Origin of the sequence: Nonomuraea sp. PA05 (genome assembly GCF_008086045.1) — a bacterium.
In the GTDB taxonomy this organism is placed as follows: Bacteria; Actinomycetota; Actinomycetes; order Streptosporangiales; family Streptosporangiaceae; genus Nonomuraea; species Nonomuraea monospora.
In genome coordinates, this window is record NZ_VSEY01000034.1 from 37,600 (window position 1) to 61,873 (window position 24,274).

Genomic DNA, 24,274 nt, shown 5'->3' on the forward strand with positions numbered 1-24,274 from the left:
CGGTCTCCCCGGGTGGGGAGACCGCCGCGATCACCGGCCCTCGGATCGGCCCAGCCGCAGGGGCCGCACGACCGTCCACAGGATGAGAACGCCGAACGCCTGGGCCACCGCCATGACCACGGCCAGCGGAGCCAGGCCCGCGAGCCCCAGCAGTCCCGGCACCGGGCTGGCGACGGCGCCCAGCCCTTGCCGGGTCGCGTTCAGCATCCCGGCGGCGGAACCGGCCGCGGCGCCGTGCCGGGACAGCGCGAGAGTCTGCACGCACGGGGTGTTGAGCCCCAGGAAGAAGGTGAAGAACCAGAGCGGGACGAGGAAGAGCAGCAGCCCCGGGTCGTCCCGCAACGCATTCACCACCATCGCCACGGTGCTGAGCAGCAACCCCGCGGTGGCGACGGCCACGATGACGGGCAGCGGCAGCCGATGCGCCAGCCTGCCGCCGAGCTGGGTGCCGAGCAGCATGAGCAGCGCGTGTGAGGCGAAGACGAGGCCGTACTGGGTGGTGGTCAGGCCGTAGACCGACTGGAAGACGAACGACGAGGACGACAGGTAGGCGTACATGCCGCCCCACGCGAAGCCCGTCACGAGGATGAGGCCGACGAAGGGACGGTCGGTCGCCGGCGCGCCGAACCCGCGCAGGCGCTCCATGACGCGGCCGCGGTGCCGCGCCTCGCGGGGCAGCGTCTCCCCGACGAGGACGGCGGCGACGACGCCGAGGACGAGGCCGTAGCCGGCCAGGCAGACGAACACGCCCCGCCAGTCCACAAGGAGCAGCAGTTGTGATCCGAGCAGCGGCCCGGCGGCGATGGCCATCCCGGAGACGAGGGCCATGGAGGCGAGCATGCGGACCATGCGCACCCCCGCGTACAGGTCGCGCACCACGGCGAGGGCCACGACGCCGATGGACGCGGACGCGAAGCCCTGCACGCACCTGGACAGCGTCAGCACCTCGATCGACGGGGCGAAGGCGCACGCCAGGGAGGCGCCCACGTGCAGGAGGGTGACGACGATGAGGGGCAGGCGGCGGCCCGCGGAGTCGCTCCACGCGCCGACGAGGAGCTGGCCGGTGACCATGCCCGCCATGGCGCCGGTGAAGGTGAGCTGCACGGCCGACGGTGAGGCGTCGAACTCGGCGGCGATCTGCGGGAAGGCCGGCAGGTAGACGTCGATGGTGAGGGTGCTCAGCGTCTGCAGGAACCCGAGAACGACAATGGGGAACCGGGGCGTCACGCGAGTTTGTTCTTTTCAACGACGATAAGGAGACGTTCATGATTCGCATCTTGTCCGGCGCGGGCAGGTACGCCGACCCGTACCACGAGTTCGCCGTCACCTCGGCGCGCGTCGCCGGCCTCATCGCCGGGACCGGCCGGAAGGCGGAGGTCGTCGAGGACGTCGAGGGCGGCCTGGCCGATCTGACGGGCGTCGAGTTGCTGGTCGTCAACGTGGGCGACCCCCAGCCGCACGGGTCGGAGTCGGCGGAGCTGCCCGCCGCCCGGGCGGGGTTTGCCGCGTACATGGCGGGCGGCGGGTCGCTGCTGGCGTTGCATGTCTCGGCGACGTCCTTTCCGACGGTTCCCGAGTGGGAGGAGATCCTGGGCGGGCGGTGGGTCAAGGGGCAGTCGATGCATCCGCCCTACGATCACGCCCGCGTCCTGGTGAACACGGGCGCGCATGAGATCGTCGAGACGATCGGGGACTTCTCGGTCTGGGACGAGCGCTACAGCCACCTGCGTGTCTCCGCCGCGATCAGGCCGCTGGCCTACCACCGGCACGACGGCGTCGAACACCCGTTGCTGTGGGCGCGCGAGCACCACGCGGGGCGGGTCGTCTACGACGCGCTGGGGCACGACGAGCGTTCCTACGACTCCCCCGAGCACCGGGCCATCCTGATCGGGGCGGTCGACTGGCTGACGCGCTGACCTCACCGCTCGTGCGGCGGGTCCTGCCAGGTCCGCTCGTCGAGCGGGACGGCGGCGATCTCCGCCCAGAGCCCGTCCTCGATCTCGACGGACGCGAGCTCGCGGGTGCGGTCGTGGTCCTCGGCGGTGAGCATGCCGACGACCGTGGAGGTGACGCGCGGATCGCGCAGCGACCACTGCAGCGCCGCCGCTGCCAGGGGCACGCCGGCCTCCTGGCACAGCCGGCCGATCCGGCCGGCCGCCGCCAGGAGCGCCGGCCCGCCCTCGCCGTAGGCGTAGCGGGTGCGCTCGATCGGCCAGCGGGTGAGCATGCCGCCCCCGTACGGCGCCGCGTTGTAGAGCCCGGCGCCGGCCTCGGCCGCGGCGTCCAGCAGCCGGTCGGCGGAGCGGTCCACGAGCGTCCAGCGGTTGTGCGTCATCACGGCCTCGAAGTGGCCGGTCGCCAGATAGCGGCGCAGCAGCCCGGCGGGGCCGCCGGAGATGCCGAGATGCCCGATCAGCCCCTCCTCCCGCGCGTCGAGCAGGGCGGGCAGCGCGCCGCCCGGGCCGGTGATGGTCTCCCAGGAGGCGTTCTCCGGGTCGTGCAGGAAGCACATAGGCAGCCTGGGCAGACCGAGCCGCGTCAGGCTCTCCCGCAGTGAGGCGCGCATGCGCTCGCCGGAGAAGTCGCCCGTGACCGGGTCGCGGTCCGCCTTGGTCTGGATGAGGAAGCCGGGCGGCGCCCCGTCGCGACGCCGCAGCTCGGCGCCGATCCGCAGCTCGCTCTGACCGGCGCCGTAGTTGTTGGAGGTGTCGAGCACCCTGCTGAACCCGCAGGTGAAGAACCGTTCCGCCAGCGCCTCGGACTCCTCGGGGGCCGGCCCGGAGCCGTCGTGGCGCCGCTGCCAGCCCGCCGCGCCGAGCGTCACCGGCGTCACCGTCAGCCCGGTGGCGCCGAGCGGCCGCGTCGTGTCCATCGGGTGTCGTCCCCTTCGTGTCGAGGTCATTCCTTGATCGCCCCGGTCAGCATGCCCTTGGCGAAATGGCGCTGCAGGAACGGGTAGACCACCAGGATCGGCAGGGTGGCCAGCACCACGACCGCCATCTGCACCGACTGGGCGGGCGGCACGGCCATGTCGTTGCCGCCCTGGAGGTTGGCGATCTGCGAGCCCTGGATGACGTACTGGTTCAGCACCACCTGGATGGGCCACTTGGCGGTGTCGTTGATGTAGATGAGCGCGTGGAAGAAGCTGTTCCAGTAGCCCACGGCATAGAACAGCCCCACCACCGCCAGGACCGGCTTGGACAGCGGCAGCACCACCCGCAGGAAGATCCACAGGTTGCTCGCGCCGTCCATCCGCGCCGCCTCGTGCAGGCTGGCCGGGATGTTCATGAAGAAGTTGCGCACCACCACGAGGTTGAAGGCCGAGATCAGCACCGGCAGGATCAGCGACCACAGCGAGTCGATCAGGCCGAGCGACTTGACCAGCAGGAAGTTCGGGATGATGCCCGCGCCGAAGAACATCGTGGCCAGCACGAGGACGAGCACGGCGCGCGCGCCGGGCACGTCGCGGATCCTGGTCAGGCCGTAGGCGAGCGTGCTGGTCAGCGCCAGCGACAGCGTGGTGCCGACCGCGGTGACGAACAGGCTGACCAGCAGGGCGCGGGTGACGACTCCGCCGCCCAGGATCGAGGTGTAGGCGTCCAGGGAGAACGCCGTCGGCCAGAAGCCGCTGGTGGCCGACTCCTTCGAGGCGAAGCTCATCGCGATCATGTAGCAGAACGGGTAGAGCATGACGAGCACGATCGCGGTGATCACCACGGCCTTGCCCGCTCGCACCAGCGGGGAGGGCCGTTCCAGCCAGGGCGGGCGCGTTTCCATCAGAAGATCCCTCCGGTGCCGAGCCGTTTGGCCACGCGGTTGGCCAGCAGCACCAGCACGGTGCCGATCACGCCCTTGACCAGGCCGGCCGCGGCCGACAGGCCCCAGTCGCCGCCGGCGATGCCGCGGAAGTAGACGAAGGTGTCGATCACCTGGGCGGCCTCCGCGCCGACGATGGGCTGCTGCAGCAGAAGCTGCTCGAACCCGACGGTCAGCACGTTGCCCACGGTGAGGACCAGCAGGAGCGAGGTGACCGGGACGATGCCCGGCAGGGTGACGTGCCAGGCCCGGCGTCCGGCCCCGGCGCCGTCCACCGCCGCCGCCTCGTACAGCTCCTGCGGGATGGCCGAGATGGCGGCGAAGAAGATGATCGTGCCCCAGCCCATGTCCTTCCAGATGACCTGCGACGTCACCAGAATCTTGAACGTGTCCGGGTCGGCCATGACGTTCACGCCGCCGGCGCCCAGATCGGCGAAGAGCTGGGCGACCGGGCCCGCGCCGCCGAGGATCTGCTGCCAGATCGAGATGACGATGACCCAGGAGATGAAGTGGGGCAGGTAGACGATCGACTGGACGATCCGCTTGACGCGCGGCGAGAGCAGGCTGTTGAGCAGCAGGGCCAGCGCGATCGGCGCGGGGAAGGCGAAGATGATCTGCAGCAGCGCGATCTGGACCGTGTTGGCGATGGCGCCCAGCAGCTCGCTGTCGGCGAGCATGCGGGTGAAGTTGTCCAGGCCGACCCAGGGTGAGTCGAGGATGCCGCGGAAGGGCGAGTAGTCCTTGAACGCGATCACGTTGCCGAGCAGCGGGACGTAGGCGAACACCAGGAAGAAGACCAGGCCGGGGAGGATGAACAGGTACATCGACCACTCGCGCCTGACCTTCCCCCACAACGTCCGCTCACGGGTGGCCGGCGGGGCGGACGGTGGGTGCCGCTTCAGCGACGCACGTTCAGTGCCGGTCGCCGTCATGGTCAGCCGAGCTGCTTCTGCAGGTCCTGGCGGAGTTCCTCCCCGCCGGCTTTCTTCCATTCCTCCCGCCAGTCCTTGATGGCGGTCAGCGGGCTGCGACCGCTGACGATCTTGTTGCGCCAGTCCTCGTTGAGCTGGCCGAGCCTGGCGCCGCTGCGGCTCTGCACCTTGGAGACCAGACCGACCGTGGGGTCGGTCTCGGCCGTCTTGGTGAGCAGCTCGAGCTGCTCGACCAGGCCGTCCTTGCGGTGGCTGTTCTTGCGGTCCAGGGAGATGTACTGCGGCGCGCGCGGGCCCAGCCAGCGCAGGCCCTGCAAGTTCGTGGTGGCCTGGTCGTCCTCCAGGTCCACGACCTCGTGCCCGTCGAGCCGGTAGTTGTAGCCCTCGATCCCCCGGCCCAGGAACAGCTCCTCCTTGGTCCCGTACGGCGCCGCGAAGTAGTCGCAGACGCCCAGCAGCTCCTCCAGCCGCGCGGGATCCTTGGCGGCCTCGGCGGAGATGGCGACGATGCCCCAGTAGCCGGGCGTGTGCCTGGCCTTCAGGGTGCGGCCCGCGGCCGGCGGCGGGATCAGGAAGTCCACGGCGGCACCGTCGGTGTGCTCCTCGACCTGCGTCATGCCCTGCGAGGCCAGCCACGGGTGGGCATCGAACTCGAAGGCGAAGTGCCCCTCCACCCACAGCTGCTTGACCTTGGGGCGCTGCTTGTCGGAGCCGAGCGCCAGCGCGTCAGGATGGAACGCTCCCGCCTGCCACAGCTTCGCGAGGTAGCCGGCGACCTCGGCGAACTCGTCGGTCTCCAGGAAGCTGACCAGCTTGCCGCCGTCGGCCAGGCGCCAGTCGGCGCCCAGGCCGTGCATCCAGCGGACGGTCTCCTGGATCTGGTACGTGCCCAGCCCGCCGATCGCCCAGACGTCCTTGCCGTGATGCCGCTTCAGCTTGGCGATGTCGCTCAGCATCGCCAGCAGCTCCTCGGCCGAGCCCGGCTGGGCGCTGTAACCGGCCGCCCGCATCAGGTCGGTGCGGATGGTCGGGCCGTTGGCGATGGCCGGGTCCACGTGCGGGATGCCGAAGATGCGGCCGTTCTTGCTGGAGTTCTTCCAGCCGTAGGCAGGCAGGTTCGCCAGGTTGGGGTACTTGAGCACTTTGTCGCCGGCCAGCGCCTCGGTGAGGTCGGCGAACGCGCCCGCCTCGATCGCCTGGGCGGCGACCGCCACCTGGTCCTGGACGAAGAGCAGGTCGGGGATCTTGCCGCCCGCCAGGACCGTGGCCAGCTTGTCGTTGTAGCTGTCGGGGCTGACGAGCGTGGGGGTGTACTGGACGTTCAGGTCGGCGTTCAGCTTCTTCCACACCGGGTTGGCGCCGGTCGCCGCCGGCGGGGCGAACCACAACATCTGGAAGGTGGTGACGGGGCCGCCCCGGCCGGGCGGCTTGGGGACGCTGGTCCAGTACTCGGCGGGAGAGCCGGTGTAGATCTGCGGCATGTCCGGCACCGCGCTCTCCACCAGCCCCGCGCCCTTGGCGGCCGGTTGCGGCTTGTGCGTCGGGAGCGGCAGGGCCGCCGTGGCGGAGGGGGCGGACGAGGGCGAGCCCTCCGTGCCGCACGCGGCGGCGGTGAGGGTCATCGCGCCGAGCGCCAGCAGTCCGCGACGGGACAGCAGGGGTCGCGAGGGTAGATCCATGGTGCCTTCTCCTTCGGGGGCGCGCGGGCTCAGGGGGTGCTCGCGGGGTCAGGGGATGCTCGCAAGCCCGAGGGCGCGCGGGCTCAGGTGCGCGGGCTCAGGTGCGCGGGCTCAGGTGCTCAGGGGCTCGTGGGCTTCGGGGTGCTTGCGGGCTTCGGGGTGCTTGCGGCTTCGGGGTGCTTGCGGGTGCGAAGAGGCGCCGCAGTTCGCCGCGGGGGTCGTGCCGCACGTGCGGGTGCTCGTCGATGATCATCGTCGCGCGGGACCGTGGCTCGTAGCCGTCCCACGCCTTGCCCGTGCGGGCGAAGCTCGCCCAGGCCGAGCTCATGAAGTCCCGGACCGGAAGGGCCGGATCCGGCCCCACCTCGGCACGGGCGGCGTCGCTGTCGTCCACGTGCCGGAAGATGAAGGGCAGCTCCAGCGAGTGGCCGGCCCTGCCCCACCGGAAGAGGTAGCTGCAGGTGGTCGCGCCCGCCGCCGTCCGGGCGTCGAGCAGCCGCTGTGTCGGCTGCCGGTAGAGCTGGTCGGCGATGCACGCCTCCAGGGCTTGCGCCGCGCTGTTGCGGCGCCCGGTGTCGGCGTCGAGGGCGGCGCGGTAGCGGTCCACGCCCGGCCGGTCCATGGCCGCGAGCCGCGCCTCCAGGTCGGGCAGCAGCGTCTCGTCCTCGCCGCGGCGCACGTCCACGTAGCCGATGCCCTCGTGCAGGTTGGTGCCGGCGAGCAGGTCGACGTCGGCGTTCAGCCCGCCGGCGACGGCGTGGACGGGCAGGCCGGGCAGCCACCGCCCGTCGACGGAGGGGCGGAAGGCCAGGTCGAGGGTGCTGCTGCCGGCCGATCTGCGGGCGATGAGCCGCTCCTGCGCCGTCACGATCGCGGCGGCGGGCAGTTCGAGCAGCCGCTCCGCCTCGGACTCGGGCAGGCCGAGCAGGGACAGCAGGCCGGCGGTGCGTTCCGTGCCGAACGAGCGGTTCCCGGCGCGTTCGCCGCTCCCGCTCTGGACGATCGCGCGGCGGAACAGCCCGGTGGCGGCCGGCATGCCGAGCAGGGTGGCCACCATGACGGCGCCCGCCGACTGGCCCATCAGGGTGACGTTGCCCGGATCGCCGCCGAAGGCGGCGGCGTTGCCGCGGATCCAGCGCAGGGCGGCGAGCACGTCCAGCAGGGCCAGGTTGGCGGCGTCGGCGTGGCCTGGGCCGAGGAGGTGGTCGAGGGTCAGGTAGCCGAGGGCGCCCAGCCGGTAGTTGACGGCCACCACGACGAGGCCGTGCTCGGCGGCCATCCGGGAGCCGTCGCAGAGCGGGTGCGTGTTGGATCCGTACAGGTGCGCGCCGCCGTGGACCCACACCAGGACGGGGGCGCCCTCGACGGGGGCGGCCGGGGTCCAGACGTTGAGGTTGAGGCAGCCGGTCTCGCTCAGCTCGAAGCCGGTCGCCCGGTCGGGCCGTTGCGGAGCGCCGGGGCCGTGTCGGGTGCAGTCCCGCTCGTCGCGCCACTCCGGCGGGGCGCCGGGTGGCAGGAAGCGCGGGCTGGTCGCGTACGGGATGCCCAGGTAGGCGGCCGCTTCGCCGTCGGGGGTGGACACCAGCCGGCCCCGGATGTGTCCCTGGCGGATCCGCTGTCGTTCCATGGGCGGGATCGTAACCATATGTTCATGTCGTTGACAAATGTTTCGGCGACATTGCCTCACATCCGGACAGTGTTTGGTGTCTGCGACTACATATGACCATCTTCATGTAACGTTTTAGCTCATCTGCCGCCTCAAGCGCACGGGTTGTTCAGCGGCATCGCGCTTGCACGTTCAAGTACGGGTGGCGGTAGGGTGACTGACGTGGCGGGGACGAACGCGGCCGGGAGCCGCAAGGCGACCATCAAGGACGTCGCGGCACGGGCGAAGGTGTCGGCCACGGCGGTCACCCTCGCGCTGCACGGCCGCCCCGGCGTCTCCGCGGCGACCAGGGAGCGCATCCTCCAGGCCGCCCGCGACCTCGACTGGCATCCCAACCAGGCCGCGGCCACGCTGTCCGGCCGCGCGGTGCACACGGTCGGGCTGGCCATCGCCCGGCCCGCCCGGCTGCTCGGCATGGAGCCGTTCTACATGGAGTTCATCGCCGGCGTCGAAAGCGTGCTGAGCCGGCGCTCCTGCTCGCTGCTGCTCCGGGTGATGGAGGGCGGCGACGAGGTCGAGGTGCACCGGGAGTGGTGGCGCGGCGGCCGGATCAACGGCAGCATCCTGGTCGATCTCAAGGTCGACGACCCTCGCGTGCCGGCCCTGGCCGGGCTCGGCCTGCCCGCGGTCGTGGTCGGCCATCCCAGCCTGGCCGGGCCGTTCGCCTCGGTGTGGACGGACGACGCGGCCGGCGTCGGCGAGGCGGTGCGCTACCTGGCCGCGCTGGGCCACCGCCGCATCGGCCGGGTCAGCGGCCCCGCCGACCTCGGCCACACCGCCATCAGGGCCGCCGCGTTCGAGGAGGTCGTCACCGAGCTGGGGTTGCAGGGCCGCACCGCCATCGCCGACTTCTCCGCCGACCAGGGCGCCCGTGCCTGCCGCAGCCTCCTGCTGGCTCCCGACCGGCCCACCGCCGTCATCTTCGACAACGACATCATGGCGGTGGCCGCGCTCGGCGTGGCCGACGAGTTCGGCCTGTCCGTCCCGGCCGACCTGTCGCTGCTGGCCTGGGACGACTCCCAGCTCTGCCGGCTCATCCGGCCCGCGCTGTCGGCGATGAGCCACGACGTCTTCGCCTTCGGCGCGCAGGCCATGAACACCCTGTTCGACGTCATGGACGGCCGCGACGTGCCATCGCAGCCCGCGCAGACGCCCACACTGGTGCCCCGCGCCTCAACCACCCGGCCACCCGCCTGAGGCCCGCGCCCGATCCTGGCGCGCCGCGGCCTCAACCGCCCGCCTGAGGCCGGCGCCCGATCCTGCCGCGCCGCGGGCTCAAACGCCCGCCTGAGGCCGGCGCCCGATCCGGGTGCGCCGCGCCTCAACCACCCGCCCGCCCGCCTGACGCGGGCACCTGCTCCTGGTGCGTTTGGGTGAAGCCCAGCGGATCATGCAGCAGCGGGGAGAACGCCTCGGTCGCCGCCCCGGCCAGGAGCTGATCGGCCCCGAGAGCCGGCACGGTCAGCGCCGGCGGCCCGCCCAGCGGCCCGAGGGTCCCGCCGGAGAAGGCGGACTCCAGGGTCTCCCGGCCGGCCTCCAGCAGGATCTCGAAGAACCCGCCCAGCATGATCAGCTCGGGGTCGTAGGCCCAGGCGGACATGCGCAACGCCGTGGCGAGATAGCCGACCTGCCGGTCGAGGAAGCTCCGCAGAGCCGGCGCGGTCTCGCGGAGCACGGCGGCCCGCAGCTCGGCCAGGGAGACCTGGCCGAGCCCGTAGGCGGCGGCCAGGTGGTGGTGGGAGACCAGGGTGGTCAGGCAGCCGATGTTGCCGCAGACGCAGGTCGGGCCGTCGGTGGCGACCATGAGGTGGCCGAGCCGCGCCGCCCCTCCGGCCGACCCGTCGATCAGCCGCCCGTCCACGAGCGCGGCGGCGCCGATGCCGCCGGGGCCGCCGTAGAAGGAGACGACGTCCCTGGCCGTCTGCGCGCGGCCCCACAGGGTCTCCGCGCGCAGCCCGACCTTCGCGTCGAACGCCACCCGCCCGGTCAGCCCGGTGTACTCGCTCAGCAGCGCGCCGAACCCGACGTCGGCCCAGCGCAGATGCGGCGCGAACCTGACGGTCGTACCGGTCTTGTCCACGCGGCCCGGGATCGCCGCGCAGATGCCCACCACGGTGGAGCCGGGCCGCCCCTGGCTGAGATCGGCCAGGGCGGTGGCCGTGAGGTGGGCCGCCTCGTGCGGCGTCGGCGCCTCACGGGTCGCGTGGAACTGCTGGTCCACGACGCGCCCGCCGAGATCGACCAGGGCCACCCGCACGCCGGTGACGTCGGGGTTCACGGCCGCCGCCAGGTAGCGGCCGGTGAGCGACACGGTCGGGGACGGTCGGCCCACGCCGCTGCGCTCCTCGCCGACGGACTGCGTGACGATGCCGGCCTGCTCCAGGTCGGCGACCAGGGTGCCGACGCTGGAGCGCGACAGGCCGGTCCGCTGAGTGATCTCCGCCCGGGACGCCCGCCGCCTACGATGGACGATGCCGAGAACCGTGGCGAGATTGCGCCGTCGTACGTCATCACGACCCTGCATCACGGGTACATGCTAGCTATTTGTAGTCGTCCAGACCAAATCACCCCGATCGGGAAGCGGCAGTACCGTGAAGATTTGTGCTCGTTGTGAACTTATGCCCGTGCGTCCTTGATGAAGTCGCGGTACCACAGCGCGCTGCGCTTGAGCGTCCGCGCTCGCGTCCGGCGATCCACGGACACCAGGCCGAAGGTGGGCTTGTAGCCGTGCGCCCACTCGAAGTTGTCGAGCAGCGTCCAGACGAAGTACCCGCGCACGTCGGCGCCCTGGGCGCGTGCCGCCGCGACGGCCGCGATGTGGTCGCGCAGGAACGCGATCCGGTCGGCGTCGGCGACGCCGTCCGGCCCGGCGGGGTCGGGGAACGCGCCGCCGTTCTCGGTGATGACCACCGGCACCGGCGGGTACTCCCGGCGCATCCGCACGAGCAGGTCCGTCAGCCCGGCGGGGGTGATCGGCCAGCCCAGGGCGGTGGTCGCCCCCTCGCGCACGCTCCGGCCGTCGGCGCGGACGGTCTCGGTGAAGTAGTAGTTCACGCCGAGCACGTCGAGCGGCTCGGAGATCACCTCCAGGTCACCCTCGTGGACGGGCAGCCGGATGTCCTCGCCCGTCAGGTCCGCCTCGACGTCGGCGGGATAGCGCCCCAGCAGCAGCGGGTCGAGATACATGCGGATCCCGAGGCCGTCGGCCCGCCGGGCGGTCTCGACGTCCTCCGGCCCCTGCGGGATCGCGGGCGTCAGGTTGAGCGTGATGCCGAACTCGTGGTCGTCGCGTGCCCGCCCCCGCATCCGGCGCACGGCCTCGCCGTGGGCCAGCAGCAGGTGGTGCACGGCCTGCATGGCCGCCCGGCGGTCCCGGCGGCCGGGCGCGTGCATGCCGTCGGCGTAGCCGTACATCGCCACGCACCACGGCTCGTTCATGGTCGTCCAGGAGGTGACCCGGTCCTGGAGCCGGTCGAACACCAGGCCGGCATAGTCGGCGAAGCGGTAGGCGGTATCGCGGGCCGGCCAGCCGCCCGCGTCCTCCAGCTCCTGGGGCAGGTCCCAGTGGTAGAGCGTGACCCACGGGTCGATGCCCGCCGAGAGCAGCTCGTCCACGAGACGGTCGTAGAAGTCCAGGCCGCGCTCGTTGGCGGGCCCACGGCCGCCCGGCTGGACGCGCGGCCACGACACGGAGAAGCGGTAGGTGTTCACGCCGAGGCCGGCCATGAGGGCGACGTCCTCGGGCATCCGATGGTAGTGGTCGCAGGCTACGTCCCCTGTCTCGCCGCCTGCGACGGCACCCGGCTGCCGGCAGAAGGTGTCCCAGATCGACGGCGTCCGGCCGTCGGCCGAGGCCGCGCCCTCGATCTGGTAGGCCGAGGTCGCCACTCCCCAGCGGAACTCACGCGGAAAGGCGCCAGTGTCAGTTGTCACGGGCCATCACCCTAGGGAGGGTAGGCTCGCGCTGTCCATAGAACGTTTTAGTTGTGTGACCGGCTAGCCTAGGAAGATTGCTGAGAAACGGCCTACTTGCTCGTTTCAGTACTTCGCAGACTGAAGGCGGAGACCCGCCGAGCCGAGCAGGGTGAACCCGGCGTAGCCGAGCACGTGGCCGCTCATCACCCAGCGGCCGGTTCGCCGGGCCGCACCTTCACCCCCGCAGGCGGCGCCGTACCTGTGCCAGGCGTTCTGCGATGTGGCGGGCGCGTTCCCTGGCCTGCTGAGCGCGTTGTGCGGCGGCCCGCGCGCGCTGGGCGGCGGCGCCGGCCTGGAGTGCGGCCGTACGGGCTATCTCCCGGTTGAGCGGGAGCAGCACCGAGGCCAGGTCCTGGAATTCCGAGTTCTCAAGAGGACGATGTGAATGAGGCATTGAACGGCATTCCCTAAGCGGGACCCTTTCCGGGCGATGGTGTGCCACTATGGCGATGTCCGGTGAATCGGACCACCTTCGCAGGGAGCATCCCTCAGGCAGATGACCGATCGCTCACCTCGTTGAGCGGTCGGCCAGCCGCAGGGCGTCGGCATGAACCATGCGACACCGTCCGGCCAGATCAACAAACACGCGATCAAGCGCTGTCACCCTTCACGGTACGCGCCTTTCCTCGGGCGGGCGAGGCGTGACGGCGAAAGCGATCGCCGGGTCACTGGCGGTGGGTGGCCGGGATCTCGAACCCGTAAGCCTGGCCGAGGGCTCGGACGTCCTCCAGGTCCTTGTCCTTGGGCGGGTACGCCGTCTTGAACCTGAACATCCATTCGGCGCGGACGCACCGCACCTCCTGCCCCGCGATGACCCCCGTGCCCGTCAGCGCACCGTGGGGATACTCGATCCCGTACGTGTTGCGGCCCTGGTCGTCGTACTCGAACACGTGGACATCGACGGCGCTGCCGCCGCCGGTCGCGACGACGTAGCTCCAGTCGGTCATGTCCTGCCGCGGCCGCGGCACGTAACCCCATCGGGCGAACAGCTCCTTGAGGCGCCGCGCGTGCTCGCGGGCGACGGCGATGTCAAGGTCGGCGTGCTCGCGGGTCTGCCTGCCGAGCAGCGCGTCCACGCACCATCCGCCGTCGATCCAGACCGGGATGCCCTCGGCGTCGAGGTCGCGGTAGACGGCGAGGACTTCGTCGGCGTTCACGTCCGCAGCGTAATGCGACAGGATGGGGCGCGGGCACCCGCCTGACAGCACCAACGGGAGCTTTCATGGTCAAGGCTTATGTCTTTCTCGCACTCGGCGTCCTGCTGGCCCTGACCGGGCTCGTGTGGACCTTGCAAGGGCTGGGAATCGTCGGCGGCAGCGTGATGAGCGGTGTCACCACCTGGGCGATCATCGGCCCGATCGTGATCGTGGTGGCGCTGGTCCTCGCGTCCATCGGGTTGCGGCGGCTGAGGGGGCGCGGCCGGTGAGGGCCGCCCTCAGCAGGGCGTGAGGCGGGTCGTGAGGCGGGGGGTGAGGCGGGGCGCCCGGTTCTCGATGGCCTGGGCGGCGTCGAGGATGAGCCCTTCGGTGAATCGCCCGCCGACGAGCTGGACGCCGACCGGCAGGCCGTCCGTCACCCCCACCGGGACGGTGACCGCGGGCACGCCCAGCACGGGCACGGACGTCATCGGCCACTGCGCCGCGAACAGGCTGCGGGCCCGATCAGGGTCGGTGATGTCGGCGTCCTGCTCGAACGGCGGCTCGGCCGAGGCCGGGGTCAGCAGGACGCGGTTCGTGCCGAGCAGTTCCTGCAGCCGGGTGATCAGCGTCGCGCGGCGGGCCCAGCCCTGGATGTAAGCCGAAATATCCGGCTTCTCGCCCCACAACTCCGCGGCGGCCTCGTAGAAGTGGGCCATGTTCAGCCGGGTCGCCTCGTCGCCGATCTCCAGCATGCCGGGCAGCAGGGGCCTGGTGTCCTCGGCGAGCAGGAGGTGCCAGAGCCGCGCCGCCTCCCCGAGCAACGGCAGCTCCAGCTCCTCCACCTCGTAGCCCGCCTCGCTCAGCCACCGCGCCGCGGTGTCCAGGGCGTCGCTGACGGACCGGTGCGGGGCGGCCATGCCCACGTCACGCACCAGCCCGACCCGGATCGGGCCCGCCTGCGGAACGGGCTCGGGCAGGGCGGGGATGCCGAACGGGTCGCGCAGGTCCGGGCTCGCCATCGCGTACAGGGCCGCGCGCGCGTCGGCGACGGTCCTGGCCAGCGGGCCGTGCACCGCCCAGGCCTGGAAGGTCAGCGGGCCCTCCAGCTCCATGTCGCCGGGGGCCGTCCAGCCGGACACGAGGCCGACGGTCGGACGGATGCCGACCAGCCCGCAGCAGGCGGCGGGGTAGCGGATCGACCCGGCGATGTCGTTGCCCTGCCCGATCGGTGTCATGCCGGCGGCGACGCCGCTGGAGGCGCCGCCGCTGGAGCCGCCCGGGGTGCGTTCGTGGTCCCACGGGTTCAGCGTCCTGCCGTGCGGGTCGTTGGCGGAGAACCAGCGCAGCGAGAAGGCGGGCGCGTTGCTCCGGCCGAGGAAGATCGCCCCCGCGTCGCGCATGGCGGCGACGCACGCGTCGTCTCCGGCGGCCATCGCACCGGCCGCGACCGACAGGCCGTTGCTCATGAGCCGGGACTTCTGCCCGGTGTTGATCTTCGTTGACACCGGCACGCCGTGCAACGGGCCCAGGCTCTCGCCGGCGGCCACCGCCGCGTCGGCCCGGCGCGCGTCGGCCAGCGCCTCCTCCGGTCGGACGTCGAGCAGGGCGTTCAACACGGGATTGACGTCCTCGATCCTGCTCAGGCAGGACTGCACCACGTCCACCGCCGAGATCTCCCGGGTACGGATTCCGGCCGCGAGCTCGGTCGCGGACCACTGCCAAAGTTCCATGCCTGCTCCTGGGCGAAGGGGGAATGCCGAGGAGAGTACGTGATGCAACAAAGATGTACAACGGTGTTGTATCTCAGGCCCGTTCTGGTTAGCCTCCCGTCCATGCCGGTGGAAATCGACCTCACCCAACGCCTCGCGACCATCGCGGAAGCCACGCTGGACATCGTGGCGTCCGACGGCATCGACGGCGTGAGCATCAGAGCCGTGGCCAAGCGGATCGGCGGCTCCACGACGCTCGTCACCAACTACCTGCCCACGCGGGAGGCCTTGCTGCGCAACGCCGTCGAGCACGCGATCCACTCGTGGGCCGGGGAGATCGGCCAGGTCGTCGGCCAGACGCCCGCCGCCGAGCGGCTGGCCGTCGTCGCCCGCTGGGCCTGCTCGACCACCGGCAACGACCAGGTGCTGCGACGGCTGTTCATGGAGATACTCGGCCGTGCGCAGCCCGAGTCGGAAGCGCTCATGGTGCTCAGGCAGGACGCCCGGCAGAGCCGGGACCTGCTGGCCGGCGCCGCCCGCGACGCCGGGGCAGGCGACGCCGCGTTCACCGCCGACCTCGTGCACCTCGTCCTGCGCGGCTTCTACGTCTCCAGCCTGGAAGATCCCGAACGCTGGAACAGCGACAGCGTGACCCCCGTGATCGACCGGCTCGTCCGCCTGCTCATCAACTGAACGCCCGCCCAGATCGTGAAGGGCCCACCCCCATGAGACGTCCCCGCCCCGCCGCCCTCACCGCGGTCCTCCTCAGCGTCTGCATCCTCGGTACCGCCTGCGCCGGCGGCAACGCCTCCCGGAAGGCGGCCGGCCCGGCCATCACCACGTCCGTCCCCGCCGCCACCACCGAGGTCGGCGTCATCACCTGGAACGTTCCCGCCGGCGAACCCCCGACGCTGGACCCGGCCCGCTCCGCCATCGAGTCCGTCAGCACCATCGTGGCCAACCTGTGCGAGGGCCTGTTCACGCTCGGCCCCGGCTACCGGCCCGAGCCCGCCCTGGCCACGTCCGTCGAGCACCCCGACCCGCTCACGTACGTGATCCGCCTGCGCGCGGGCGTCACCTTCTGGAACGGCGATCCCGTCACCACCGAGGACGTCCTCTACAGCGTCGAACGCATCCTCGACCCCAAGCTCGGCTCGTCCTGGATCGGCTGGGCCGCCCACCTGGACGCCATCAAGGCCACCGGCGAGAACGAGATCACCGTCAAACTGAAGAAGCCGGACGTCGTCGTGCCGAACTTCTTCGCCATGCCCGCCTTCCACGTCGTGCAGAAGAGCTACGCCGAGAAGTCCGGCAAGGGCTTCGGCACCGCCACGGGCGGCGTCATGTGCACCGGCCCGTACAGGCTGAACGAATGGGCGCAAGGCCGGCACATCACGCTGACCCGCAACGACGCGTGGTGGAACCCCGCGAAACCCAAGGTCAAGGACGTGCGCTTCACGTTCGTCACCGACCCGGCCGCCCAGGTCGCCGCGCTGGCCGGCGGTGACGTGGACGGCCAGTTCAGCGTCCCGCGCGCCGCCCACGACCAGCTCGCCGCCAAGGGCCGCCTGCTGTACGGGGCGAGCCTGGCCACCACGTTCCTGTCGGTGATCAATCCGGACGGCGCGCTCTCCGACCTCGCCACCAGGCAGGCGCTGCACGCCCTGATCGACTACAAGGGCATCATCCAGTCCGTCTACCGGGGCACCGCGCAGCCGCTGCGGGCGCTGGTGCCGCCGCAGGCCTGGGGCTACGGCCAGGACGTCTACCAGGCCGAGTACGACAAGCTCCCCCAGCCGGCCCAGGACCTCGGCAAGGCCAAGAGCCTCGTCGCCGGGTCGGCCAAGGCCAAGGAGAAGCTGGTGCTCGCCTACACCCCCGCCATCGAGGAGGAGAACAGGATCGCCACCGCGGTCGCCGACGCCGCCACCCAGGCGGGCATGCGCGTCGAGCTGCGGCCGCTGACCGCCGAGCAGTTCGGCGCCGTCTTCTCCTCCCCGCAGGCACGCGCGGGCATCGACCTGCTCCTGTCGAGCGGCTACCTGGACTTCCCTGAGCCGCTGGCCTACTACCAGTTCTTCACGACCGGCAACTTCTACAACTTCGGCGGATACCGCAACAAGGACTACGACGCCGCCATCGCCGCCGCGATGGTCACCGGCGACGGGGCCGCCCGCGCCAAGGAGGTGGCCAGGGCCCAGGCCATCATGGCGAAGGACCTGGTCAACATCCCGATCGCGACCCAGTACGTCAGCGTCTACCACCGCTCGGGCCTGACCGGGCTGGTGCCGCGGCAGAGCTACCTCAACACGCCGTGGGCGGCCGAGCTGGGAGGGGCGTGATGACGGTCGCGGCCTGGCTCGGGCGGCGCGCCGTCGCCGCGCTCGTCACCCTGCTGGTCGCCTCGGTCCTCATCTACGGCGCGCTCCGGCTGGTGCCCGGCGACCCCGTCCTGGCGGTGAGCGGGGGGCGTCGCCTCACGCCCGGCCAGATCGAGGCCCTGCGCGAGGCGTACGGCCTGAACCAGGGGCTCGTCCAGGGTTATCTGGACTGGATCGGCGGCGTGTTCCGGCTGGATCTCGGCACCTCGATGACGTACCAGACCGGTGTCACCTCGCTGCTGGCGAGCAGGCTGGGCGTGTCCGGGCTGCTGGTCGCGTACTCGGCGGCGCTGGCGATCGGGTTCGGCTCAGCGGTGGCGCTGGTGTCGGCGGTCAAGGGCGGCCTGGTCAACAGGGTGACGTCGATCGTGGCGGCGGTCACCACGGCCACGCCGACGTTCGTCGCGGCGATCGGGCTGCTGTCGCTGTTCGCGGTCGGGCTGGGCTGGTTCCCCGCCACCGGCGCGGGCAGCGGCCTGGCCGACCGGCTGTGGCATCTCACACTGCCCGCGGCGGCCATGGCGATCGCCGCGTTCGGCGTCCTGGCCCGGGTGGGCAACGCGGCCTTCGCCGGCGAGCTGGGCCGCGAGCACGTGGACGTGGCGCGCGGCCGCGGGGTGAGCGGCGGCGCGGTCATCCGGCGGCACGTGGTGCGCAACGCGCTCGCGCCGATGCTGACGATCGCCGGCCTGCTGGTGGCGAGCCTGTTCGTGGGCACCGCCGTGGTGGAGACCGCGTTCGGCGTGGACGGCGTCGGCTCGCTGCTGGTCAGCTCCGTGTCGCGGCGGGACTTCCCCGTCGTGCAGGGCATCGCGCTGGTCGCGGTCGTGCTGTTCGTCCTCGTCAACACGCTGGTGGATCTGGCGTTGCCGGCCATCGACCCGCGCGTGACCGCCGGCGGGCCGGCCCGATGACGCTGACCATCCCCGCGCTGCGGGCCAGGAGCGCCAGGCGGCGGCGCAGGCCGCTCGGCGTCACGCTCGCGCTCGCCTTCCTGACGCTCGCCGCCGTCACCGCGGTGCTCGCCCCGGTGCTGGCGCCGCACTCGCCGGCCGCCACCAGCCTGCTGAACTCGCTGGCGCCGCCGGGAACGGACGGGCACCCGCTGGGCACCGACTCCACCGGCCGGGACGTGCTGTCGCGGATCATGTACGGGGCCCGGCTCTCGCTGCTCGCGCCGCTCGGCGTGGTGCTGCTCTCCGGGCTGCTGGGAACCGTGATCGGCCTGGTCGCGGCCCGGGCGGGAGGCTGGGCCGACGCCGTGCTCTCCCGGGGCATGGACATCGTCTTCGCCTTCCCCAGCCTGCTGCTGGCGATGCTGGTGGTGGCGGTGTCCGGCCCAGGGCTCGCCGCGCCGATCTGCGCCCTGGCCGTCGGCTACACGCCCTTCGTCGGGCGGGTGGTGCGCAGCATGGCGATCCAGGAGGGCGCGCGCCCGTACCTGGAGTGCTACCGGGTCATGGGTTTCGGGGAGCTGACGGTGGCGCTCCGCCACCTGCTGCCCAACGTGCTGCCGGTCCTGCTCGCGCAGAGCGCGCTGGCGTTCGGCTACGCGCTGGTGGACCTGGCGGCGCTGTCCTATCTCGGGCTCGGCGTGCGGCCTCCGGACGCGGACTGGGGCTCGATGATCGCCGAGGCGCGCAGCGCCATCCTCCAGGGCGAGCCGTGGAGCGGCCTGCTGCCCGGCCTCGCGGTCATGCTGACGGTCGTCAGCGTCAACGTGCTGGGCGAGCACCTCGGGGCGGCCGTCTCCGGCGACCAGAGGGAGGGAGCGTGAGCATGGGCGAGGACGTGCTCGGCATCACGCGGCTGGGCCTTTCCATCGGCGCGGGCGAGCGGGCCGTGCCGCTGCTCGCCGACGTCACCGTACGGGTGCGGAGCGGCGAGACCGTCGGCCTGGTCGGCGAGTCGGGCTCCGGCAAGTCGCTCACCGCCCGCACCGCCCTCGGCATGCTGCCGCGCGGGGCACGGGCCACCGGCGGGGTCACGGTGTCGGGCGTGGACGTGCTCGGCGCAGGCGGCAGGACGCTGCGCGAGCTCCGGCGCACCCGCGTGTCGATGATCTTCCAGGATCCGCGCGCGTCGATCAACCCGGTGCGCCGCATCGGCGACTACCTCACCGAGGGGCTGCGCGCCCGCGGCGTGCCCGCGCGCGCCGCCGCCGAGCGGGCCGCGGACCTGCTCGGCCGGGTCGGCATCCGGGATCCGCGAGGCGCGCTGCGGCGCTTCCCGCACCAGTTCTCCGGCGGCATGCTGCAGCGGGTCGTGATCGCCGGCGCGCTGTCCACCGAGCCGGAGCTGCTGCTGGCCGACGAGCCCACCACCGCGCTGGACGTGACCACCCAGGCCGAGGTGATCGGCCTGCTGCGGAACCTCCAGCGGGAACGCGGCACCGGCATGTTGTTCGTGACCCACGACCTCGACCTGGCCGCCGCCGTCTGCGACCGCGTCTACGTCATGTACGCCGGCCGCATCGTCGAGGAGGCCCCCGGGGCCTCGCTGTTCGCCGCGCCCGCGCATCCGTACACGAAGGCGCTGCTGGAGGCGAGCCCGTCCGTGCACGGCGACAAGGTCGCGATCAAGGCGATCGCGGGACGGCCGCGGTCGCTGGCGGAGTCCCCGCCCGGCTGCTCGTTCCGCGACCGCTGCCCGCTGGCCGGGGACGACTGCGCCGAGCGGGTGCCCGCCCACCGCCCGCACGGGGCGTCGTCCGCCGCGTGCCTGCACTTGGGAGGGGTGACGCCGTGACCGGACCCGTGCTGGCCGTCACGTCACTGGTGAAGAGGTTCGGTTCCGTCGTCGCGGTGGACGGGGTGAGCTTCGAGCTGATGCCCGGCGCCTCGCTCGGCATCGTCGGCGAGTCGGGCTCCGGCAAGACCACCGTCGCCCGTGTCCTCGCCGGGCTCGAACGCCCCACCTCGGGGACGGTCACGCTGGCCGGCGAGGTCGTCACCGGACACTCCCGCCGCACCCGGCGACGGCGGGCCCGCCTGCTGCAGCTCATCTTCCAGGATCCGTACGGCTCGTTCGACCCGCGCCGGAGCATCGCCGCGTCCATCGCCGAGCCGCTGCGGCTGCACCGGCCGGGCTCCCGCGAGCGGCACCGGGCCCGCGTCGGGGAGCTCCTCGACCAGGTCGGGCTCGGCAGCCGGGCCGGGCGGTCGCTGCCGCGCGAGCTGTCCGGCGGCCAGCGGCAGCGCGCGGCGATCGCCCGCGCGCTGGCCATCGAGCCGCGCGTGCTCGTGCTGGACGAGGCCGTCGCCGCGCTCGACGTCTCCATCCAGGCCCAGATCCTCACCCTGCTCGACGGGCTGCGCCGGGACACCGGCATCGCGTACGTGTTCGTCAGCCACGACCTCGCGGTCGTCCGCCACATCACCGACTCCGCGATCGTCATGCGGCACGGCCGGGTGGTGGAGCGCGGCGACACCGAGCGCGTCCTGCGCGACCCCCGGCACCCCTACACCCGCCTGCTGCTCGACTCGATCCCCTCCCCCGGGTGGGACCTCGACCGGGTGGCCAGGGACCGGCGGGCGCTCGACCGGCTTCCATCCGACGGAGAATCCGCATGCTCGACATCCATCGTGTAGGCCCGGCGGCCGTGCCGGACGACGCCGTCCAGGTCATGATCCCCATGCGGGACGGCGTCCGGCTCGCCGCCGACCTCTACCTCCCGCAGCCGCCTGAACCCCGCCCCGTCGTGCTGGTGCGGCTGCCGTACGACAAGGACGGCGTGTACTGCTTCATGCCGCGGATCAGCCGCTACCTCCTGGCCCGCGGCTACCCGGTCGTCGTCCAGGACGTGCGGGGCAAGTACCGCTCGGAGGGGGCCACCGAGTTCGGCCTGCACGAGGTGGACGACGGCTACGACACGATCCAGTGGATCACCGGGCAGCCGTGGTGCGACGGCGACGTCGTCATGTGGGGCGACTCCTACTACGGCTACACCGCCATCGCCGCGGCGATGAGCGGCCACCCCGCCCTGCGGGCCATCTCGCCGCGCGTCACCGGCTCCCAGCTCTCCACCACCCTGCGGTACGGCGACGGCACCAGAGACGTCGAGCAGACCACCCGCAAGCTGTACCTCGCCTCCCACTACGTGGACCCGGGCCGCTACGAGTGGCAGCCCGACTGGGGCAGCCGCCCGCTGCGGGCCACGTTCGAGGAGTTCTTCGACCGGATCGGCAAGCGCTCGGCCTGCTTCGACGCCGAGTTCGCGGGCGAGTCCAGGTTCGTGCCGCCGCCGCTGAAGGCGCTGCTGGAGAGCCCGGCCGTGCCCGCCCTGTACACGATCGGCTGGTTCGACAACTGCGCCGTCTGGTCCTGGCACGACGTCCGCGCCCTGTCCCGCGACCCCGCCTGGTCCGGCGGGCTGCGCCTGCGGCTGGAGGCCATCGACCACGAGAACTACTGGCTCGGCCACGCCCCCGTCGCCCCCGCCCACGACCACGCGGTCAGCCCGGCCGCGCTGGACAGCCTGCTGCCCCGGTACCTCGACCCGGCCGTCGAGTTCTTCGACGCCGTGCTCGGCCGTTCCGGCGAGCTGGCGCGGCTGCCCCGCGTACGGTACGAGATCTGCCACGGGGAGTGGCACGAGAGCGACACGTGGCCGCCCAGGGAGGCCACCGGCCTGGAGTACCACCTGTCGCGGTCGCTGCGCCTCACCACGTCGCCGGAGCCGGACGCGAGCGTGCTGAGCTGGACCCACGACCCGTCCGGCCCGGTCCCCTCCACCGGTTCGAACCCGTTCGCCGCCCTGTTCGACCGGGGGGATCTGGCCGCCGCGGGGGAACGCGCCGACGTGCTCCGCTTCACCGGGCCCGATGCCGTCCAGGACGTCGATCTGATCGGCGTCGTGACGCTGACGCTGCGCCTGTCGGCTCCGGCCGGCGCGCACGTCCACGTCCGGCTGCTCGACATGACGCCCGGCGGAGCCGCCCATCTCGTCGCCAAGGGGCAGGTGCGGCTCGACGCGCCGCTCGGCGAGGTCATCGTGGACCTGCAGAGCGTGGCGTACCGGCTGCGTGCCGGGCACCGGCTCGCCCTCGACCTCATGAGCAGCGACTTCCCCGACTACGTTCCCGAATGTCCCCCGGGGGCCGACCCGTGGGCGAGCCTGCCCGGCGAGCCCGCCACCCGCGAGATCACCGTCGGCGGGCCGCGCCCGTCCTGCCTGCGCATCGGCGCTGCGAACGAGGAGACCCCGTGATGTCCTTCGCCCCTGCCCTCACCTTCGCGTTCGAGATCCGCGCGCGCCTCTCCCCCACCCTGCGCATCGGCGGGGGCGCCGAGTTCACCCCCATCGCCGGCGGCACCGTGGACGGCCCCAGGCTGCGCGGAACCGTCCTGCCGGGCGGCGGCGACTGGTCCGACACGCGCGGCCAGGTCTGCCGGTTGAACGCCCGCTACCTCATCGAGGCGGAGGACGGCGCCGTCATCGACATCGTGAACCGCGGCTACTACCACGAAGGGGCCGGGAGTCCCGACCAGTACGACGGCGCGCTGCGGGTGAGCGACGCGGGCGTGTACTACCGGACCTCGCCCACCTTCCGCACCGACGCGGCGGCGCACGCCTGGCTCGCCCGCACCGTCTTCGTCGGCCTGGCGCGCGAGGGAACGGGAGAGGACGAGGTCGTGATCCGCATGTACGCCGTCGGCTGAGTAGCCCTCACAACTCCTTGAGGCGCTTGTGTCCCTTCTCCGTCAGCGACGCCAGGTGCACCCCCACGCCGAAGGTGGTGAAGCCCGACCTGGCCGCCTTCGTGAACTCCTCGACCACCGACTCCGACGGGTACTCCTTGACCAGGACGTCATAGGCCGCGAACCCATGGTCCCGGACGGCGGCGAGGATCATGTCCGTGTTCAGCTCGGCGTGTGCCACGATCTCCTCCAGCGGGTCGCCCTGCCTTCACAGTCCCACCATCCGCCGGGACCCGCCATCCTCACCGGGAAGGCGGTCACGCGTGAAGCCGATCTGAAGCCGATCGCGGCATCGCCTCTGCCATAGTCGTTCTCGCAATGGCCGGTCGATGCCCTGGTTGTGCCCTGTTCGTGCCCGGGGCGGCCGGACATAGTCAGGAGGCATGGGAGCAGCAGAACATGTTCGACCGGGCCCATGACCGGTGACCTGCGCATCGCCGTCCTGGGGCCCCTGGAGGTGTGGCGCGGCGGCGTCCAGGTGCAACTGGGCCCCAACCGGCTGCGGACGATGCTGGCCGTCCTCGCCATGTCGGCGCGCGAAACCGTCTCCACGGACCAGCTCGCCGTCGCGATGTGGGCCCACGACCCGCCCGCCAACCAGCGGCGCAGCGTGCAGACCTACATCGCCCGGCTCCGCCACGCGCTCGGGCCCGCCTCGATCAGCACGTCGGCCGTGGGATACCGGCTGGAGGTGGAGCCCGGCCTGGTGGACGCCCTGCGTTTCCGCAGGCTGCTGAACGAGGCCAGGCGGTCGCGCGGCACCCCCGCGGAACGCGGCCTGCTGGATGGGGCGCTGGCGCTGTGGCGGGGCGGGGCGTTCGACGGCATCGAGTCGGAGGTGCTGTCAGGGCCCGAGGCGTCGCACCTGGTGGAGCTGCGCCTGTCGGCCGTGGAACGCTGGATCGACCTGGGCCTGGCCGAGGGGCGGCACGCCGAGATGGTCGCCGAGATCCAGTACCTGGCCGACGGCCATCCGCTGCGTGAGCCGCTGTGGGGGCGCCTGCTGCGCACGCTCGGCCGCTGCGGCAGGCAGGCCGAGGCGCTGGCCGTGTACGAGCGGCTCAGGCGCCGCATCGCCGACGACCTGGGCGTCGCCCCGTCCTCCGAGTTGCAGCGCATCCACCTGAGCCTGCTCCGGGGCGGGATGGGCGCGCCGGAGCCGCCGTCCTCCCGGACGGAAAGGTTTGTGGCCACGGCGCATCTGCGGTGATCCCGATGTAACAAGCCGAGACCCGCCCGCGTGACATCCGCGAAACGCGTCCTTCTGACCTTTCGGC

The 24,274-nt window shown here is 72.1% G+C and carries 24 protein-coding genes; 12 read left to right on the plus strand and 12 right to left on the minus strand.

Going from position 1 to position 24,274, the window contains the following annotated elements:
* Nucleotides 1-30: 30 nt before the first annotated feature.
* On the minus strand, nucleotides 31-1,227 hold the full coding sequence (locus tag FXF51_RS41565) for a Bcr/CflA family efflux MFS transporter (protein ID WP_148440277.1): 1,197 nt from the start codon (nucleotides 1,225-1,227) through the stop codon (nucleotides 31-33).
* Between the two features lie 38 nt (nucleotides 1,228-1,265).
* Between FXF51_RS41565 and FXF51_RS41570 the strand changes: the two genes are divergently transcribed.
* Complete coding sequence (locus tag FXF51_RS41570; RefSeq protein WP_148440278.1) at nucleotides 1,266-1,916, plus strand: ThuA domain-containing protein; 651 nt, start codon at nucleotides 1,266-1,268, stop codon at nucleotides 1,914-1,916.
* 2 nt (nucleotides 1,917-1,918) lie between these two features.
* Here FXF51_RS41570 and FXF51_RS41575 read toward each other — a convergent pair whose 3' ends face one another.
* From FXF51_RS41575 to FXF51_RS41595, 5 genes are all read right to left on the minus strand, one after another.
* Nucleotides 1,919-2,872: an aldo/keto reductase gene (locus FXF51_RS41575; protein WP_148440279.1), complete on the minus strand. Its 954-nt coding sequence runs from the start codon at nucleotides 2,870-2,872 to the stop codon at nucleotides 1,919-1,921.
* Nucleotides 2,873-2,898: 26 nt separating this feature from the next.
* Nucleotides 2,899-3,777, minus strand: coding sequence for a carbohydrate ABC transporter permease (locus tag FXF51_RS41580; RefSeq protein ID WP_148440280.1), 879 nt, complete (start codon nucleotides 3,775-3,777; stop codon nucleotides 2,899-2,901).
* Complete coding sequence (locus FXF51_RS41585) at nucleotides 3,777-4,748, minus strand: ABC transporter permease (protein ID WP_148440281.1); 972 nt, start codon at nucleotides 4,746-4,748, stop codon at nucleotides 3,777-3,779. Before FXF51_RS41585 ends, FXF51_RS41580 begins: the two co-directional genes overlap by 1 nt.
* 2 nt (nucleotides 4,749-4,750) lie before the next feature.
* Complete coding sequence (locus FXF51_RS41590; RefSeq protein WP_148440282.1) at nucleotides 4,751-6,427, minus strand: extracellular solute-binding protein; 1,677 nt, start codon at nucleotides 6,425-6,427, stop codon at nucleotides 4,751-4,753.
* Nucleotides 6,428-6,524: 97 nt separating this feature from the next.
* Entirely contained in the window at nucleotides 6,525-8,054 is a 1,530-nt protein-coding gene (locus FXF51_RS41595) for a carboxylesterase/lipase family protein (RefSeq protein ID WP_148440283.1), read from the minus strand.
* Nucleotides 8,055-8,255: 201 nt separating this feature from the next.
* On the opposite strand from FXF51_RS41595, the gene FXF51_RS41600 reads away from it, so the two are divergent.
* Nucleotides 8,256-9,290 carry a LacI family DNA-binding transcriptional regulator gene (locus FXF51_RS41600; protein WP_148440284.1) on the plus strand — a complete coding sequence of 345 codons (1,035 nt, stop codon included), beginning with the start codon at nucleotides 8,256-8,258 and terminating at the stop codon, nucleotides 9,288-9,290.
* A gap of 124 nt (nucleotides 9,291-9,414) precedes the next feature.
* Here FXF51_RS41600 and FXF51_RS41605 read toward each other — a convergent pair whose 3' ends face one another.
* The 4 genes from FXF51_RS41605 to FXF51_RS41620 form a co-directional block, all read right to left on the minus strand.
* Nucleotides 9,415-10,617 (minus strand): ROK family transcriptional regulator, encoded by a 1,203-nt coding sequence (locus tag FXF51_RS41605; protein ID WP_148440285.1) that lies wholly within the window; start codon nucleotides 10,615-10,617, stop codon nucleotides 9,415-9,417.
* Nucleotides 10,618-10,709: 92 nt separating this feature from the next.
* The gene (locus FXF51_RS41610) at nucleotides 10,710-12,026 is read right to left on the minus strand and encodes a GH1 family beta-glucosidase (protein ID WP_148440286.1); all 1,317 of its coding nucleotides are present in this window, start codon (nucleotides 12,024-12,026) and stop codon (nucleotides 10,710-10,712) included.
* 217 nt (nucleotides 12,027-12,243) lie between these two features.
* Nucleotides 12,244-12,462 (minus strand): hypothetical protein, encoded by a 219-nt coding sequence (locus tag FXF51_RS41615; protein WP_148440287.1) that lies wholly within the window; start codon nucleotides 12,460-12,462, stop codon nucleotides 12,244-12,246.
* Nucleotides 12,463-12,733: 271 nt separating this feature from the next.
* Nucleotides 12,734-13,225 carry a nucleotidyltransferase domain-containing protein gene (locus FXF51_RS41620; protein ID WP_148440288.1) on the minus strand — a complete coding sequence of 164 codons (492 nt, stop codon included), beginning with the start codon at nucleotides 13,223-13,225 and terminating at the stop codon, nucleotides 12,734-12,736.
* 65 nt (nucleotides 13,226-13,290) lie between these two features.
* Here FXF51_RS41620 and FXF51_RS41625 point away from each other — a divergent pair, with 65 nt between their 5' ends.
* The gene (locus FXF51_RS41625; RefSeq protein ID WP_148440289.1) at nucleotides 13,291-13,494 is read left to right on the plus strand and encodes a hypothetical protein; all 204 of its coding nucleotides are present in this window, start codon (nucleotides 13,291-13,293) and stop codon (nucleotides 13,492-13,494) included.
* Between the two features lie 9 nt (nucleotides 13,495-13,503).
* On the opposite strand, the gene FXF51_RS41630 is transcribed toward FXF51_RS41625, so the two are convergent.
* The gene (locus FXF51_RS41630) at nucleotides 13,504-14,937 is read right to left on the minus strand and encodes an amidase (protein ID WP_148440290.1); all 1,434 of its coding nucleotides are present in this window, start codon (nucleotides 14,935-14,937) and stop codon (nucleotides 13,504-13,506) included.
* 102 nt (nucleotides 14,938-15,039) lie between these two features.
* On the opposite strand from FXF51_RS41630, the gene FXF51_RS41635 reads away from it, so the two are divergent.
* From FXF51_RS41635 to FXF51_RS41670, 8 genes are read left to right on the plus strand one after another with little or no spacing between them, the layout of a single operon-like run.
* Entirely contained in the window at nucleotides 15,040-15,609 is a 570-nt protein-coding gene (locus FXF51_RS41635; RefSeq protein ID WP_148440291.1) for a TetR/AcrR family transcriptional regulator, read from the plus strand.
* A 32-nt stretch (nucleotides 15,610-15,641) separates the two neighbouring features.
* Complete coding sequence (locus FXF51_RS41640; protein WP_148440292.1) at nucleotides 15,642-17,258, plus strand: ABC transporter substrate-binding protein; 1,617 nt, start codon at nucleotides 15,642-15,644, stop codon at nucleotides 17,256-17,258.
* Entirely contained in the window at nucleotides 17,258-18,211 is a 954-nt protein-coding gene (locus FXF51_RS41645; RefSeq protein ID WP_148440293.1) for an ABC transporter permease, read from the plus strand. Before FXF51_RS41640 ends, FXF51_RS41645 begins: the two co-directional genes overlap by 1 nt.
* Nucleotides 18,208-19,074, plus strand: a complete 867-nt coding sequence (locus tag FXF51_RS41650; protein ID WP_148440294.1) for an ABC transporter permease — start codon at nucleotides 18,208-18,210, stop codon at nucleotides 19,072-19,074. The genes FXF51_RS41645 and FXF51_RS41650 overlap by 4 nt, the downstream gene beginning before the upstream one ends.
* 2 nt (nucleotides 19,075-19,076) lie before the next feature.
* A complete protein-coding gene (locus FXF51_RS41655) occupies nucleotides 19,077-20,045 on the plus strand; it encodes an ABC transporter ATP-binding protein (protein WP_148440363.1) in 969 nt (322 codons plus the stop codon).
* Entirely contained in the window at nucleotides 20,042-20,887 is an 846-nt protein-coding gene (locus tag FXF51_RS41660) for an ABC transporter ATP-binding protein (RefSeq protein ID WP_262380168.1), read from the plus strand. The genes FXF51_RS41655 and FXF51_RS41660 overlap by 4 nt, the downstream gene beginning before the upstream one ends.
* Nucleotides 20,866-22,506, plus strand: coding sequence for a CocE/NonD family hydrolase (locus FXF51_RS41665; protein WP_148440295.1), 1,641 nt, complete (start codon nucleotides 20,866-20,868; stop codon nucleotides 22,504-22,506). Before FXF51_RS41660 ends, FXF51_RS41665 begins: the two co-directional genes overlap by 22 nt.
* On the plus strand, nucleotides 22,506-22,958 hold the full coding sequence (locus tag FXF51_RS41670; protein ID WP_148440296.1) for a DUF3237 domain-containing protein: 453 nt from the start codon (nucleotides 22,506-22,508) through the stop codon (nucleotides 22,956-22,958). Before FXF51_RS41665 ends, FXF51_RS41670 begins: the two co-directional genes overlap by 1 nt.
* A gap of 7 nt (nucleotides 22,959-22,965) precedes the next feature.
* On the opposite strand, the gene FXF51_RS41675 is transcribed toward FXF51_RS41670, so the two are convergent.
* Nucleotides 22,966-23,178, minus strand: a complete 213-nt coding sequence (locus FXF51_RS41675; protein ID WP_148440297.1) for a hypothetical protein — start codon at nucleotides 23,176-23,178, stop codon at nucleotides 22,966-22,968.
* 234 nt (nucleotides 23,179-23,412) lie between these two features.
* Here FXF51_RS41675 and FXF51_RS41680 point away from each other — a divergent pair, with 234 nt between their 5' ends.
* Nucleotides 23,413-24,207 carry an AfsR/SARP family transcriptional regulator gene (locus FXF51_RS41680; protein ID WP_148440298.1) on the plus strand — a complete coding sequence of 265 codons (795 nt, stop codon included), beginning with the start codon at nucleotides 23,413-23,415 and terminating at the stop codon, nucleotides 24,205-24,207.
* Nucleotides 24,208-24,274 lie beyond the last annotated feature (67 nt).